Origin of the sequence: Neisseria sp. P0020.S005, from assembly GCF_051957055.1 — a bacterium.
GTDB classification, from domain to species: domain Bacteria; phylum Pseudomonadota; class Gammaproteobacteria; order Burkholderiales; family Neisseriaceae; genus Neisseria; species Neisseria subflava_A.
In genome coordinates this window covers 74,465-90,082 of the sequence record NZ_JBQCWV010000008.1, presented here as the reverse complement: position 1 = coordinate 90,082, position 15,618 = coordinate 74,465, and the positions used below count along the sequence as shown (strand labels likewise).

Genomic DNA, 15,618 nt, shown 5'->3' with positions numbered 1-15,618 from the left:
ATCAGCCGAACGATATAAATTTTAACATTTATTAACTATAATATCATATGGCATAATTTTAACGGCTGTGCTTGCGTACCAATTCTGCCAATGCCGCCGCCAATTCAGGATGTTTGCCTTCCAATTTGGCTGCCGCCTCATCGAAGCTGCCTAAAGCTGCCTCGCTCAATCGCAAACTATTGGTTTTCGGCTGAGCCGGAGGCTTGGGAACTACCCTGACCACCACTTCCCTTACCCCTGCATGCAATGTTTGCAACTTGGGCAGCATGGCAGGCAGGATCATTTTCAAACGCGAAGCAGCCATATTGTTGGCGGCAAGCAAGACCAATCTTCCGTCTTCTACGCAGGCCGTCTGAAAATGCGAATGCAGGTTAGCCGGCAAAACCGTTTTGATTTTTGCATCCAATTTCCGCCATTGTTGCGATTGTTGCAACAAGCCCGCCAATAAATGATCGCGCTTGCCTAATTGTGCTAAATCCATAGTTTCAGACGGCCTCTCAGTAAATTAACCAAACAATTACAATTGAAATACAGCAAAACCGCCTTTATTTCAAACAGCATTACCGCGTTATACAAGCGCTTGTGTTAAAATCCCAATTTCGCCCACTATTATATCAAGGCGTAGGAATTATTCATGCTGACAAACATTGCTAAGAAAATCTTCGGCAGCCGCAACGACCGCCTGCTGAAACAATATCGTAAATCCGTTGCCAAAATCAACGCGCTTGAGAAACAAATGCAGGCCCTGAGCGATGCAGAACTGCAAGCTAAAACAGCCGAATTCAAACAACGTCTCGCCGACGGACAAAGCCTGGACGACATCTTGGTCGAAGCCTTTGCCGTCTGCCGCGAAGCATCGAGCCGTGTATTGGGCATGCGCCACTTCGATGTACAGCTGATCGGCGGCATGGTTCTGCACAACGGCAAAATCGCCGAAATGCGTACCGGTGAAGGTAAAACTCTGGTGGCCACCCTTGCCGTTTACCTGAATGCATTGTCAGGAAAAGGCGTCCACGTCGTTACCGTCAACGACTACCTCGCCTCCCGTGACGCGAGCATTATGGAGCCGTTGTACAATTTCTTAGGCTTGAGCGTCGGCGTAATCGTAGCCGATTTGCAACCTTTCGAACGCCAAACTGCTTATGGTGCCGACATTACTTACGGTACAAACAACGAGTTCGGTTTTGACTACCTGCGCGACAATATGGTGACCGACCAATACGACAAAGTTCAGCGCGAATTGAACTTTGCAGTAGTCGACGAAGTGGACTCCATTCTGATTGACGAAGCGCGTACGCCGCTGATTATTTCCGGTCAGGCGGATGACAACATTCAGCTCTACCGTGTGATGAACGCCGTTCCTGCCCACCTTATTCGCCAAGAAACCGAAGAAGGCGAAGGCGATTACTGGGTAGATGAAAAAGCACACCAAGTCATCCTGAGCGAAGCCGGTCACGAACACGCCGAGCAAATCCTGACCCAAATGGGCTTATTGCAGGAAAACGATTCGCTCTACTCTGCCGCCAATATTTCCCTAATGCACCACCTCATGGCTGCATTGCGCGCGCACACCCTGTTCCACAAAGATCAACACTACGTTATCCAAGACGGCGAAATCGTGATTGTGGACGAATTCACAGGCCGTCTGATGGCCGGCCGCCGCTGGTCCGAAGGCTTGCACCAAGCTGTTGAAGCCAAAGAAGGTGTAGAAATCAAACGCGAAAACCAAACGCTTGCCTCTATTACCTTCCAAAACTACTTCCGCCTGTACAGTAAGCTGTCCGGCATGACCGGTACGGCCGACACCGAAGCCTTCGAGTTCCAAAGCATTTACAACCTCGAAACCGTCATCATCCCGACCAACCGTCCTGTACAACGTAAAGACTTCAACGACCAAATCTTCCGCTCAGCCGAAGAAAAATTCGAAGCCGTCGTCAAAGACATCGCCGAATGCCACAAAAACGGCCAACCGGTTTTGGTCGGCACAACCAGCATCGAAAACTCCGAACTGGTTTCCCGCTTGTTACACGAAGCAGGTCTGCCGCATAACGTTCTGAACGCCAAAGAACACGAGCGCGAGGCATTGATTGTGGCTCAAGCCGGTAAAGTCGGCGCGATTACCGTTGCCACCAATATGGCCGGCCGCGGTACCGATATTGTCTTGGGCGGCAACCTCAAACATCAAATTGAAGCCATCCGTGCCGATGAAACCTTGAGTGAACAGCAGAAACAAGCGCAAATTTCTGCCCTTGAAAGCGGTTGGCAAACCGAACATGACCAAGTTGTGGCTGCAGGCGGTTTGCACATTATCGGTACCGAACGCCACGAAAGCCGCCGTATCGACAACCAGTTGCGCGGTCGCGCGGGCCGTCAGGGCGACCCCGGCTCCAGCCGTTTCTATCTGTCGTTTGAAGACCCATTATTGCGTCTCTTTGCACTCGACCGTGCCGCCGCCATCCTCAACCGCTTGGCTCCTGAGCGCGGCGTTGCCATCGAACACGGCCTTCTGACCCGTCAAATCGAAGGCGCACAACGTAAAGTCGAAGGCCGCAACTTCGATATGCGTAAACAAGTTTTGGAATACGATGACGTTGCTAATGACCAACGTAAAGTGATTTACCATCAACGTAACGAAATCCTGACCAGCACAGACGTCAGCGATTTGACCCGCGAAATCCGCGCCGACGTTATCAGCGACTTGGTTGATTACCACATCCCGCCTGACAGCATGGAAGAGCAATGGGACATTCCGGCACTGGAACACCAACTTGCCGCCGATTTCCGCCTGCATGTCGATATTAAAGGCTGGCTGAAAGAAGACAGCACTTTGGACAACCAAGACATTAAAGAACGCCTCATCAAGCGCATCGAAGACGAGTATGCCGAAAAAGTCGAATTGGTCGGCAAACAGGCTATGTCTGACTTCGAACGCAATGTTATGCTGCAAGTCATCGACAACCAATGGCGCGAACACCTCGCCGCCATGGACTACTTGCGCCAAGGTATCCATCTGCGCAGCTATGCTCAGAAAAATCCTAAACAGGAATACAAACGCGAAGCTTTCGCCATGTTTGAAAACCTGTGGCGCGGCATCAAACAAAACATTGCCGCTTTGCTGACCGCCGTTCAAATCGAGCGCAACAGTGAATACGACCACACTGCCGCACAAAGCGTCAGCGATGTTCAAACCGTCCACTCCGATGCGCCTGATATGGAAGAATTGCTCGGTCAATCGCAAACCGATTTGGTTACCGAAGCGTTCGACCCTGACGGCACAGACTTCAGCCCTGAAGCGCTTGCACAAAACGGCCTGATTGTTCACCGCAACGATCCTTGCCCTTGCGGCAGCGGCCTGAAATACAAACAGTGCCACGGTAAATTGAACTAAGCAGTCATCTCAAAAGGCCGTCTGAACGGTGAAACGAGAATCTTTGATTTCGTTCTCACATCTGTTCAGACGGCCTGAGAATTATCCAAATAAGCAAAAAATTTCCAAACCCAATTTCAAAAGAGTATCCCTATGGCAGGCAATACCTTCGGACAAATCTTTACCGTTACCACTTTCGGCGAAAGCCACGGCGCAGGCTTGGGCTGCATCATTGACGGCTGCCCGCCCGGATTAGAATTGAGCGAAGCGGATATCCAGCTTGACCTTGACCGCCGCAAACCCGGCACCAACCGCCACGTTACACAACGCCGCGAAGCCGACCAAGTCGAAATCCTCTCCGGCGTATTCGAAGGCAAAACCACCGGTACACCCATCTCCCTCCTAATCCGCAATACCGACCAACGCAGCAAAGACTATGGCAATATCGCCACCAGCTTCCGCCCCGGTCACGCCGATTACACCTACTGGCACAAATACGGTACACGCGACTATCGCGGCGGCGGTAGAAGTTCCGCCCGCGAAACCGCCGCACGTGTTGCTGCCGGAGCAGTCGCTAAAAAATGGCTGAAAGAAAAATTCGGTACTGAAATTACCGCCTACGTTACCCAAGTCGGTGAAAAAGAAATCCATTTTGAAGGTTACGAATATATTTCCCAAAATCCTTTTTTTGCAGCAAACCAAAGCCAAATTGAGGACTTGGAAAACTATATGGACAGCGTGCGCAAATCATTGGATTCTATCGGCGCAAAACTTCATATCGAAGCAGCCAACGTCCCTATCGGCTTGGGAGAACCGGTTTTTGACCGCCTCGATGCAGAAATTGCCTATGCCATGATGGGCATTAATGCCGTCAAAGGCGTTGAAATCGGTGCAGGTTTTGATAGCGTAACGCAACGCGGCAGCGAGCATGGAGACGAGCTCACGCCTCAAGGTTTTCTATCTAACCACTCAGGCGGCATCTTGGGCGGCATCAGTACCGGACAAGACATTCATGTGAATATTGCCATCAAGCCGACCAGTTCCATCGCCACACTGCGCCGCAGCATTGATATAGAGGGCAACCCTGTCGAGCTTGCCACACATGGCCGCCACGATCCCTGCGTCGGATTACGCGCCGCTCCGATTGCAGAAGCCATGCTGGCCTTGGTATTGATTGACCATGCCTTACGCCATCGTGCGCAAAATGCTGACGTAGTGGTTGATACGCCAGATATTGCCAAATTGGAAAAATAACCGTTTATTTCTGAATATTCTCAGAAAAATTTAGCCAAATCACAGTCTTTATACTACAATAGCACCTTATTGCCGTATGACGAAAATACGGATTTATATTAGAGGAATACAACCGCAATGGCACAAGAAACCGCTTTGGGCGCTGCGCTGAAATCTGCCGTCCAAACCATGAGCAAGAAAAAACAGACAGACATGATTGCCGATCACATTTACGGCAAATATGATGTATTCAAACGATTCAAACCGTTGGCCGTCGGTATCGACCAAGACTTGGTTGCCGCCCTGCCCCAATACGACCCTGCACTGATTGCACGCGTACTGGCCAACCACTGCCGCCGTCCGCGCTATCTGAAAGCCCTGGCTCGCGGCGGCAAACGTTTTGACTTGAACAACCGCTTCAAAGGCGAAGTCAGCGCAGAAGAACAAACAATCGCCCAACAGCACCCAGCCGTTCAACAGGCATTGGCTGCACAAGCCGAACGCCAAGCCGCTAAGGCTACCGCTGAAGCAGAAACAGCTCCTGCACAAGCTGAGACCAACGAAGCTGCTGAATAATGTTCAGACGGCCTGCTAAGGCTCATACTAAATAGAAAAACCCCAATTCAATACGACATCTTTAACGTCAATGAATTGGGGCTTTTTTATTGCCTTAACCTTATAGTAGACTGATTAAAAATAGCTTTGTTTGCACTCACCAAGCCAAGTTTTGAAACCAAAATTTTTCTAAGCTATTCCCAATAAGGTATTTCTCTATTACCTTGATTATTCTTGCATCAGTTCAAACATTGAACAGCATTATTTGTTCAACATTAAAGCAAATTAAAATCTCCTCTTATGAACATAAGTAAAGGCCGTCTGAAATATCTTTCAGACGGCCTTTTTAAATCAAATAATCAATTAAAACACGGCTTGCAAAACCAAATAGCTGACAACAGACAAAACAGCAGCGGCAGGCAAGGTAATAACCCAAGCAAGGCCGATCGGTTTCATCAATTTCCAGTTGGCATTGCGGTTAACCAAGCCGATACCCAAAACTGCACCCACCAAGATATGGGTACTGGAAACAGGCAAGCCCATAAATGATGCGGCCATCACGACGGCGGCGGCAGAAAGCTCTGCAGAAAAACCTGACGCGGGGTGCATTTCTGCCAAGCTGGTGCCTACGGTTTTAATCACTTCTTTGCCGACAAACCACAAGCCGACGATCAAAGCGATACCGAAAGTCAACATGGCAATCGGTGGCACGGCGTTTTGAGCGGTAATGCTGTTGGTACGCAACACATCCATAATTGCGGCAAACGGACCAATCGCATTGGCAATATCGTTTGCACCATGGCTGAATGCGAAACCGCAGGCGGTAAATACCTGCATCCATGAGAACATTTGGAAAGTCGATTTATCCAAATCTTTGCGTTTCAAACTTTTGGCGAATACAAACGTACCCATCCAAATAGCCGCGCCGATCATGAAAATGGTCAGGAAGCTGTTGACGTTGCTCATACCCAAATGCAGATTTTTCAGACCTTTGAAAATCAACATGGCCGCAATCATCATACCGCCGACAGAAGCAATAAACGGCACCCAAGAATGCAGGGCTTTGTAAGAATCTACTTCGCCCTTACGGCTGTCAAAGCGGTGCAGACCGCGATAATACTCAGACTGCAATTCTTCAGGATCAAAGTCCGGCTCATCATAAATTTGGGCATCGTGCGCCATTTTGGTGGCGTATTCGACTTTTTCAGATTCACTCAAGGCTTCAAAAAACAGGCGGTGCTCTTCTTTATAGGCTTTCTTCTCCAGCTTGATGCCTTTCAGTGTATTATCGGCCCAAGAGTTGTAGTCCAAAACGTTTTTCTTAATTCGTGAAAACAACAGATAAGAAACGATGCCGCCCAATACCGGAGACAAAATCCAAGACAAGGCAATTTCGCCCAACTTGTCCCATTGAATCAGCGCAACGGAATCCACACCGTTCAATGCCGCCATACACAAGGCACTACCGACGATACCGCCGATAATGGCATGTGTAGTGGAAACTGGCAGGCCTTTGCGCGATGCAAAAAGCAGCCACAATGCCGCAGCCAAAAGCGCAGACATCATAATAAAGACAAACTGCATCGGATCCAGATGCATGCCATTCAAATCGACAATACCCTTACGGATGGTATCTGTTACCTCGCCGCCGGCAATCACTGCGCCGCTGACTTCAAATACTGCCGCAATCAGCAAAGCTTGCGGAATGGTCAATGTGCCGGAGCCGACACTTGTACCGAAAGAGTTGGCAATATCATTACCACCCACATTAAACGCCATGAAGACGCCGAAAAAGGTAGCAAGAATAAACAGGACTGAGTGGTTGTAGTGGGTATAACCCAGGCCCCAATAAATAAAATAGCCGACCATGCTCACAAGCATAGCGGCAAAAGCCGTATTAATCAGCTTCAAGTTCGCACTCGACTGAGTTTGAGCCATGGAAAGTTTCCTTTTGGAAAACATGTTGAGTCACGTTATTTTAACCTTTTTGTAATCTTTCTTGCACCAACTATTTACATTAAATGCCGAAATTCCCGTAAAAACGTCAAAAGGCGTTAAAATGTCATTTTACCTTCTCTTTCTGTAACCGAAATGCAACCCCAATACTATATCGGCATCATGTCCGGAACCAGCATGGACGGTGCCGATGCCGTACTGATTCAAATGCAGAGCAAGCAATGGCAACGTGCTGTCGCCCACAGCTTTCTACCCTATTCAGACGGCCTGCGCCAAGAATTGTTGGCACTGCAAGACATAGGCGAAAATGAATTGCACAGAAGCAATATCCTGGCGCAAACACTCAGCCGCCTATACGCCCAAACCGTCCAACAACTATTGGCAGAACAAAACCTGTCGGCCAAAGACATTGCCGCAATCGGCTGCCACGGACAAACCATCCGCCATGCGCCTGAACACGGTTACAGCATTCAACTGGTCAACCTCTCCCTGTTAGCCGAACTGACCGGCATTTTCACGGTCGGTGACTTCCGCAGCCGCGACCTTGCCTGTAATGGCCAAGGTGCGCCCCTCGTCCCAGCCTTTCACGAAGCGCTGTTTCGAGATGCGAATGAAACCCGCGCCGTACTCAACATTGGTGGCATTTCCAATATCAGCATCCTTCCACCCGACAGCCCTTCTTTCGGCTTCGATACCGGCCCCGGCAATATGTTGATGGATGCATGGATGCAACATATTTGGCAGCAGCCTTACGACAAAAACGGGGAAAAAGCCGCACAAGGCAAAATCCTCCCTGACCTGCTTGCGTCCCTGCTCGACCATCCTTACTTCAGCCGTCCTTATCCCAAAAGTACAGGCCGAGAGTTGTTTTCCCTAAGCTGGCTTCAAGGTCGTCTGAAAGGTGATGAAAAGCCGGAAGATGTAATACGCACATTGGTCTTTTATACCGCACAAACCATTTTTGATGCGACCAAACAAGCTGCTCCGGAGATTCATCATCTTTATATCTGCGGCGGCGGCATCCGCAATCCGGTTTTGATGCAAGACTTGGAAACCCTGTTTTCTCCCGACACCAAATTGCACAGCACAGCCAAGCTCCATCTTGACCCGCAATGGGTGGAAGCCGCCGCTTTTGCCTGGCTTGCAGCCTGTTGGTGCAATCAAGTCCCGAGCAATCCCCACCATGCAACCGGCGCACATTCACACCGAATTTTAGGCTCAGGACATTACGGCAACTAAAGTTAAATCAATAAAAAGGCCGTCTGAACATTTTCAGACGGCCTTTACTATATTAGCCTTTCCTTATTCTTCTTCCGGCAAACGATTGATTTTCACACGGGCAATCCGTTGTCCGTCCTTCTCAACCACTTCAAAACGCCAGCCATGATAATCGATGAAGTCGCCCACATCAGGAATACTTTGCAATTCTTCCATAATCAAACCGGCAACGGTATGAAAGTCCGCGTCTTCCTCTTGAGCAGGCAGATTTAACTGTGAAGCCAATTCCACATACTCCAATGCACCATCCACAGACAGCGTTTCATCCTGACTGGCTGGAGCAGCTTCTTCTTCCTCACGCTCAAACTCTTCGGGGAACTCACCGGCAATGGTTTCCAATAAATCTTTCATGGTCACCATACCCAGCACCGCGCCAAACTCGTCCACCACCAACGCATAATCCGCGCTGCTTTGACGGAACAATTCAATCGCATTTAACGCCGTCGTACTGTCCGGCAAAATCAATGGTTGGCGCAAGGCCGTCTGAATATTGATTTCCCCTGATTCAAGCAGCTGGTTCAGCAAATCTTTTTTACTGATATAGCCCAAAGGCTCATCTACACCTGCCTTGCCGACAACCAGCAAACGGCTATACGGCGTATTTTTCAACTGCGCATTTTGTTCTTCCCGACTTTGGGAAATATCCAATTTCTCGATTTCCCGACGCGGAATCATCACCCCCATAATCGGGCGTTCCGCCAAAGTCAGCACGCTGCGAATCATGGATTTTTCGTTTTCTTCAAAATGCTCGTCATCGCCGCCATTATCGCCTGCTTTTGCCAAAATGCTTTCGCGGATACCCATCATACCCAACACATTTTCAGCGGTGCGCTTACGCCAAGAAGTGCTGATGTAGTCATTTTTGCGGGCATTCTTTTGCGAAACCTGATTAAACAGTTCGATCAAAATCGAGAAGCCGATCGCCGCATACAAATAGCCTTTCGGAATATGGAAATGGAAGGCTTCCGCAATCAGGCTGAAACCAATCATCAACAAGAAACCCAGACACAACATCACAACGGTCGGATGCTTGTCCACAAAGGCAGTCAACGGTTTGCTGGCAGAAATCATCACCGTCATCGCCACAACAACCGCACCCATTGCCACTACAATATGATCCACCATCGCCACTGCCGTAATAACAGAATCGATAGAGAAAACCGCATCCAAAATCAAGATTTGCGCCACAACGCCCCAAAAAGAAGAATGCTTCTTCTGTCCTTCAGCAACCGCAAATTGATTGTGGCCCTCAAGGCGTTCGTGCAGCTCGGTAGTCGCTTTATAAAGCAGGAAAATACCACCGGCAAACATAATCATGTCTTTGCCGGAAATCTCCAGACCACCCAGCTCAAACAAAGGGCGTGTCAGTGTCATGATGTGTGCCATGAAGCCCAGCATGAAAATCCGAATAACGACAGCCAAACCCAAGCCCGTTATCCGCGCCCTATCCCGTTGCAACGGTTTGACCTTGTTTGCCAAAATCGCTACGAAAACAAGGTTATCAATACCTAAAACAACTTCTAAAACCAGAAGCGTGGCAAAGCCTATCCAAGTATGCGGCTCGGCCAACCAACTGAAATCCATAATGATTGCGTTCCTTTAAAATACAAAAAGGCAGCCGTTCCGCTTAAAACGGACAGACTGCCAAAGTTCGGACATAAATAAAGGGAAAGAAGCGATATAACAACTACTCTGCTCTGCGTCTTTCATGAAAAATTTATGCCTCGATCAACAATAATAGCAAACAGTTTATCAGTTTGACGAAAGAAAGGCAAAGTCTGACAGCATATTTTCTTTTAAAAACAGCCTATACCATCACTTACCAGCTTTCAGACGGCCTTTTCTTACTTGATAAAACCATCAATCGGCGCATAACCCAAAAAATCTGCCTGTTCATTCAAGATTACCACCCATTCCTTGTTTCGCGCACTGGTAAACGGCAAGAAATACAACTCTTTCCCATTGTTTTCCAATAAAGCCTGTTTAAAAATTGATTCCTCACTCATGCCACGGGCTTTTGCCAAGACAGACAACGGTTTCATTACCTTACGAATTTTCTCACGTTCCTGCTGCGAATCTGGCAACCACCAAGAAGGCCTCATACTCGGTTCAATACCTTTCAAAGACAAATCAAGACTTTGGTTAGCCTCATCTGGACTCATTGCTTCACGTAACCCAACACGACGCACGCCAAACCAAGATAAATCCTGCAAATCTTTCGGAGCATGGCTCAAATCATTGACATCAATTTCTGCAGCAGTTACCACATTTATCCTATCGGTTTCGAATGCGGCAACCACTGGACGCGCCAAAGATACGCTGCACAAACCATAAATTAAAGCAGCCAGCTGAATCATGCCAATTAAGGAAAAATCAACAATCCTCTCTTTAAGTTTCTTGCTCGGACTGGCAAGAATCAAAGTCAGCAACGGGCCGCAAACAATATCTACTGAAATGACCAGTTTATATAAAGCTAATCCGCCTGTCAGCTCAGCATACGGATAAGGATACCAAACTCTGAATACCAACAAAGCGGCCAATCCTGCCAAAATCAGACTAATCAACAAATGCCATGCCGCATTTTTTAATGCAAACCGAAAGCGTGATGAAGAATGTAATGTATGTGCGCTTTCCATAGATAACAATAAGATATTATTTTCTCTATAAATATTATGTACAGCTTAAAAAAATAAATGAGATATTTAAATATATTGGCAGGCCGTCTGAAAATTGGAGCATTAAGTACAACCATCTCACCAAGCATTTCAATATCTGAAAAAGACTAACAAATGAATAATAGATAAAAATAAAAACCACCATACAAGATGGTGGTTTTCAAATCTGGCTCCCCGACCTGGGCTCGAACCAGGGACCTGCGGATTAACAGTCCGTCGCTCTACCGACTGAGCTATCGGGGAATTAAAGATGGAATTATATAGAAAATATCAGAAACTTGTCAAGCAACAATCTATATAAAAACAAAAATATTTTATATCTTTTTAATTTATAAAACTTTATAAGATTTCAGCAATTTGTTTGGCCGCACGTTTCGCATCCAACAAAATCAAGCCCAATTTACCGCTTTCTTTTGCCATCAATACCAACACTGCATTTTCACCTGCTTGACTCAACAGAATATAGCCATTTTTACCTTTAACCATTACCTGATCCAACTCACCGCAAGCCAACTCATGTACGGAACGATTACCCAATGCCAAAAGCGTTGCCGACATCGCACCTACACGGTCTGCATTCAGGTGGGAAGGCAGCATGGTTGCGATCGGCAGGCCGTCTGTAGAAATAACTGCAGAAGCAGTGATATCAGCAGAGGTATTGTTCAAATCGCTTAATACAGAGATTAATAGTTGTTGCATAGTCGCTCCATTCTAAAATAAATATCGGTCAGGCAAAAATCAACGGCTGCCGTATCGGTGGTACAGCACTTTAACCAAAGTAACAAAAGCCTCTTTATTTAAGTCAGGCATTCCACCAATTACCAAAATCAGCTTGGTCATGCCAATATACAGGGTGAAAAAGGTCAATTCACTTTGGCCTGAAGGATCACAAATACCCCATGCGCTATTATTGATATGTAGGTTATTGCGAATCAAAAGACGGTGTTTGTCTTCCATTTTGGCTACTTCACTCGCCAAAAGGCCCAACTCTTCCGCAGCCTCGTGATGGAAATTGGCATTGGCAAAATACAGACCGTTTTCATCAGCCAATAAAGCCTTGCCAGAATTGGACAACTGTTCCAACAATGTAGGCAATTGCTCGTCAGTCAAATGGATATCGTCTGTACTGATTTCTTCATCACCATACAAAAATTCCAAGCGTTGGAGGCGATACAGCAGGTTCAAAGCAGTATTGATGTCGCTGGTATCCGCCCATGCCAAGATTTTTTCGCTGCTGATGGTTTCAGACGGCTCTGCACGCAACAGGCCATACAATAAAGTTCTGCTGGCACTGGGCGTATCATTTGAAACAGCATAATACGCACCCGCCGGTGTAATCTTAGGATATAAATTTGCTTGTAAAGAAAGTGTCGCTTCCATCTTATACCTCTAATCCGGGGTCAATTGAGAACAACATGGCAGTAACCAATTGTTTTACATCGTCTTCTCGACGCGCGTCAATCTCAAAAACCGGGACATTAAAATTATTCTGTGCTAAATATTTTTGATAAACATCCACGCTTGGTAAGGATCGGATATCCATCTTTGTTACCCCTACAACCAGAGGCGCTTTTTTCAGCAACTCCCGGAATGCATCCAAGAAGAATTGCAGGTCTTTCAATGGATTGCTTCTTGTATTATCCAAAAGAAGCACCAAGCCCATACTGCCTTGGCTCAGAATTTCCCACATGAAATTAAAACGCTCCTGACCAGGCGTACCATAAAGATGGACCTTGGTTTCCTCATCCAAATGAATGACACCGTAATCCATCGCTACAGTCGTGTACCCCTTGCGGACAAGTGTCATATCGGATGCAGATGCATCGGTTTGAACCGGTGGTTCATCAGATAAAGCTGAAATTGCGGTGGTTTTACCTACGCCAACAGGACCGGTAAAGATAATTTTATTTTCTTTCATGACGTGTCCTTTACGATTTGCCCAGCAACTTACGCATCAGGCGTTGCAACAGGCCGCGAGGTTGTTCTTTCGACGGACCGGCAATTTTTTGAGCCTCTTTGCTCATTGCTGTTTCAGGTACGTCTTTGCTATTCACATCAATCTGTTCGTTCAACGAAGGCGTATTGTTCGCATCAGTTGCAAACTCTGTATCTGTCGCCAAAAAGCCTGTCATATATGTTGCCGATAAATAGTTCAAAATATCAGGCATTTCTAAAGGCATGACTTTATAGAGGATGTTCAGATTAACAGATGTTTTCGTCAGAAATGCCGACAGACGCATAGATTCCGGAACATGTGCCAAACGGGTTAAGTTTGGCCACCGCTTGAGTGTAAAGACAGTTTGCGGTGTCATCGGATAAATCAGACGGCCTGATGCAGTCCAAATAGCCATTTGCCATAGGCATGACATAATGGTGACTTTGGCTTTTTCTTTCCATTGCGGATTATCAGGGACAGCCTTACACACGACAGCCAAGTTATCGTTCTTACACAATTTCTCTAACTCATTGGCACTGACTGTCAACAGTACACGCTGAATACTAGGAAACACGATTAATATCGGCTTGCCTTCATGCAAGACGGCAACATCTTGATGTCCTTGACTGGCAAATTTCAGCGCACCCAACAAGCCTTTATTTGGATTAAATCTGCGAATGGTTGCTTTTCTTGTACCATCGGAATTGGATTGTCTTTTATTCTCTTCAGCCGCTTGTTGCTCAGACGGCTCAAAAACATTGCCACCTTGAGCCAGGCTGCGCAAAACAGGAAACAAGGTATCAAATTTGACCGGCTTAGCCAAATAAGGAGTCATTACTGTCGGCAACTCGGAAGAAAACATAGCCACAGGTACTTCCGGATAAGTTTTCTTCGACTCTTTCCAAGCTTCTACACCTGCCGGAGTATCGGTATCAACCAATACCAAATCCGGTTTTTCATCAGAATCAGGGGAAACGATGACGTAATTCGTCGTATTGTGCATTTTAAATGCCATACGGAATACCGCCTGCTGTTGCTCACCCATCTCCTGTAACATAACCCGTATGGTTTTAATTTTTGGTAAATGATTATTCATCACTCGTACTTTCTACGATTATCTTATTTTTTTAAATATTGGTTCATTCGTTGCAAGAGACGGCTCATTGCCAAGACAACCTCTTCAGGCAGGCTGACAACACGTTCACGCAACAAGCGCAGAAATTGTTCCAAACGTCCCCAATCTTCAACGCGTTCGTACAAATCAAACAAGATAATGTATAACTGCGATTCTTGAGGATACTGCAAAACAGCCTGTTCCAAAGTACCGATGGCCAAATCCAACTGACCATAGGCCAACAAAGATTCGACTTCTTTCACAGCTTCATCTGCAGGTGAAGAGCTCGCGCTGATGACTGAAGAGTCTTTTTGAACCAACTCACGATATTTGGCTTTCATCTGCAAAGAACTTGGCTGGATATAACCGCGTTTCAAGCCAATCTCTTTAATTTGCTGTTCAGACGGCCCTTTTTCCAAATCATCAAAAATTTCGTGATAACCAAGGCTATAACCCCAACCAAGCATACGTTCTTTTACTTGACGGCCATATTGACCCAGAGAGTGGTAAAGCTTCCACAGATGCTTGGCAAACTGCCCTACTTCTTCATTCTGATAATCCAGACGCAAGGCATCGATAATGAGACCAGCGGGCTTCGCAGAAGTTTGGATTGCTTTATTGTATTGATGCAAAGCAGTCTCGTAGCTGATCTTGTCTTTCAGGATTTTTGCACTGCGCTCCGGTTTGGCAAAACCAATAACCGCACCCATCTCTTCAGGGCTAATTTCGCCAAAATCTTTCTTACCTAATACGATAAGCGCATGTTTGCCCATACCAGGAACGACAATACGTTCAACCGAATCGTTCTCAAAGGCAATATGTCCGTCGGAAGCAACTTCCAAACCGCTTTGCTCGCCAATTTGACGATCGACTTCCTGCATATTCCAACCAAGATGATGCTCGGCAAAAACACGCAGGCGCAGGTTAGTAGAATCCAAAGCCAGACCGGCTTTCAGGTATTCGGCTACACTATCTTCTGAAAGTGAGGCACTATGACGCTCAAGTGTATCCGCCAGCATGTCGATATTACCGACCCGCAGATTCAAACCAATTAATTCATGAACCAGCTTTTCCGGAGCGCCGTCTTCCAAAGTATTGAGATAACCGGCCAAAGACTCTGCTGCTTTGCTCTCATAGCCAAACTGTTTATAAACCTGATATTCGGTCAACGGATCGACTTCTTGTGCGGAAACAGAAGCTGTTGCATCGTTTGAGCCGCTTCCGCCCCATTCCCAGTCTTGATTATCCGCATTGGAAACTGTCTGGTTCACTTTCTCAATCCAGTCGTTTCCATCCTCAGAGAAGGCTGTATGAGCAGCAGATGTACGGCCGCTTTTTGATGCATGTGCGCTTTGTTTGTCTGAATTGTTACTTTGTTTATGACGAACAAAAACCAACACCAGCAAAAAAAGCACCAGCAAAAAAATAGTTAAAAGTTGATAGTTCAAGAACACCTCCCGGTCTTGTGCTGCAAACTGCATTTATTAATATCTGTTGCTTTACA

At 46.8% G+C, this 15,618-nt stretch carries 13 protein-coding genes and 1 tRNA gene; 4 read left to right on the top strand and 10 right to left on the bottom strand.

Translation table 11 applies throughout. From position 1 onward, the window contains the following. Positions 1-58: 58 nt before the first annotated feature. A complete protein-coding gene (locus ACTHTU_RS07935; protein ID WP_107769191.1) occupies positions 59-481 on the bottom strand; it encodes a DciA family protein in 423 nt (140 codons plus the stop codon). 153 nt (positions 482-634) lie between these two features. Here ACTHTU_RS07935 and secA point away from each other — a divergent pair, with 153 nt between their 5' ends. From secA to ACTHTU_RS07920, 3 genes are all read left to right on the top strand, one after another. Then, the gene (gene secA / locus ACTHTU_RS07930) at positions 635-3,388 is read left to right on the top strand and encodes a preprotein translocase subunit SecA (RefSeq protein WP_440362234.1); all 2,754 of its coding nucleotides are present in this window, start codon (positions 635-637) and stop codon (positions 3,386-3,388) included. Between the two features lie 132 nt (positions 3,389-3,520). Next, positions 3,521-4,621 carry a chorismate synthase gene (gene aroC, locus ACTHTU_RS07925; protein WP_440362233.1) on the top strand — a complete coding sequence of 367 codons (1,101 nt, stop codon included), beginning with the start codon at positions 3,521-3,523 and terminating at the stop codon, positions 4,619-4,621. 117 nt (positions 4,622-4,738) lie between these two features. Next, positions 4,739-5,176: a ProQ/FINO family protein gene (locus ACTHTU_RS07920; protein WP_070606914.1), complete on the top strand. Its 438-nt coding sequence runs from the start codon at positions 4,739-4,741 to the stop codon at positions 5,174-5,176. A 342-nt stretch (positions 5,177-5,518) separates the two neighbouring features. Here ACTHTU_RS07920 and ACTHTU_RS07915 read toward each other — a convergent pair whose 3' ends face one another. Beyond that, on the bottom strand, positions 5,519-7,093 hold the full coding sequence (locus tag ACTHTU_RS07915; protein ID WP_440362232.1) for an inorganic phosphate transporter: 1,575 nt from the start codon (positions 7,091-7,093) through the stop codon (positions 5,519-5,521). 153 nt (positions 7,094-7,246) lie between these two features. On the opposite strand from ACTHTU_RS07915, the gene ACTHTU_RS07910 reads away from it, so the two are divergent. Next, on the top strand, positions 7,247-8,350 hold the full coding sequence (locus ACTHTU_RS07910; RefSeq protein ID WP_440362231.1) for an anhydro-N-acetylmuramic acid kinase: 1,104 nt from the start codon (positions 7,247-7,249) through the stop codon (positions 8,348-8,350). A gap of 63 nt (positions 8,351-8,413) precedes the next feature. On the opposite strand, the gene ACTHTU_RS07905 is transcribed toward ACTHTU_RS07910, so the two are convergent. The 8 genes from ACTHTU_RS07905 to ACTHTU_RS07870 all read right to left on the bottom strand — a co-directional run bounded on the left by ACTHTU_RS07905 (position 8,414) and on the right by ACTHTU_RS07870 (position 15,595). Continuing rightward, a complete protein-coding gene (locus ACTHTU_RS07905) occupies positions 8,414-9,973 on the bottom strand; it encodes a TerC family protein (RefSeq protein ID WP_440362230.1) in 1,560 nt (519 codons plus the stop codon). 260 nt (positions 9,974-10,233) lie between these two features. Further along, positions 10,234-11,025: a fimb protein gene (locus ACTHTU_RS07900; protein ID WP_440362229.1), complete on the bottom strand. Its 792-nt coding sequence runs from the start codon at positions 11,023-11,025 to the stop codon at positions 10,234-10,236. 206 nt (positions 11,026-11,231) lie between these two features. After that, positions 11,232-11,307 (bottom strand) — tRNA-Asn (locus ACTHTU_RS07895). A 96-nt stretch (positions 11,308-11,403) separates the two neighbouring features. Then, complete coding sequence (locus ACTHTU_RS07890; RefSeq protein WP_070460119.1) at positions 11,404-11,763, bottom strand: roadblock/LC7 domain-containing protein; 360 nt, start codon at positions 11,761-11,763, stop codon at positions 11,404-11,406. Positions 11,764-11,802: 39 nt separating this feature from the next. Then, positions 11,803-12,444, bottom strand: a complete 642-nt coding sequence (locus tag ACTHTU_RS07885; RefSeq protein WP_440362228.1) for a peptidase M23 — start codon at positions 12,442-12,444, stop codon at positions 11,803-11,805. 1 nt (position 12,445) lies between these two features. Beyond that, positions 12,446-12,982: a GTP-binding protein gene (locus ACTHTU_RS07880; protein WP_003748733.1), complete on the bottom strand. Its 537-nt coding sequence runs from the start codon at positions 12,980-12,982 to the stop codon at positions 12,446-12,448. Between the two features lie 10 nt (positions 12,983-12,992). After that, the gene (locus tag ACTHTU_RS07875) at positions 12,993-14,096 is read right to left on the bottom strand and encodes a response regulator (protein WP_070843488.1); all 1,104 of its coding nucleotides are present in this window, start codon (positions 14,094-14,096) and stop codon (positions 12,993-12,995) included. Positions 14,097-14,119: 23 nt separating this feature from the next. Further along, positions 14,120-15,595, bottom strand: a complete 1,476-nt coding sequence (locus ACTHTU_RS07870; protein ID WP_440362227.1) for a 23S rRNA methyltransferase — start codon at positions 15,593-15,595, stop codon at positions 14,120-14,122. Positions 15,596-15,618 lie beyond the last annotated feature (23 nt).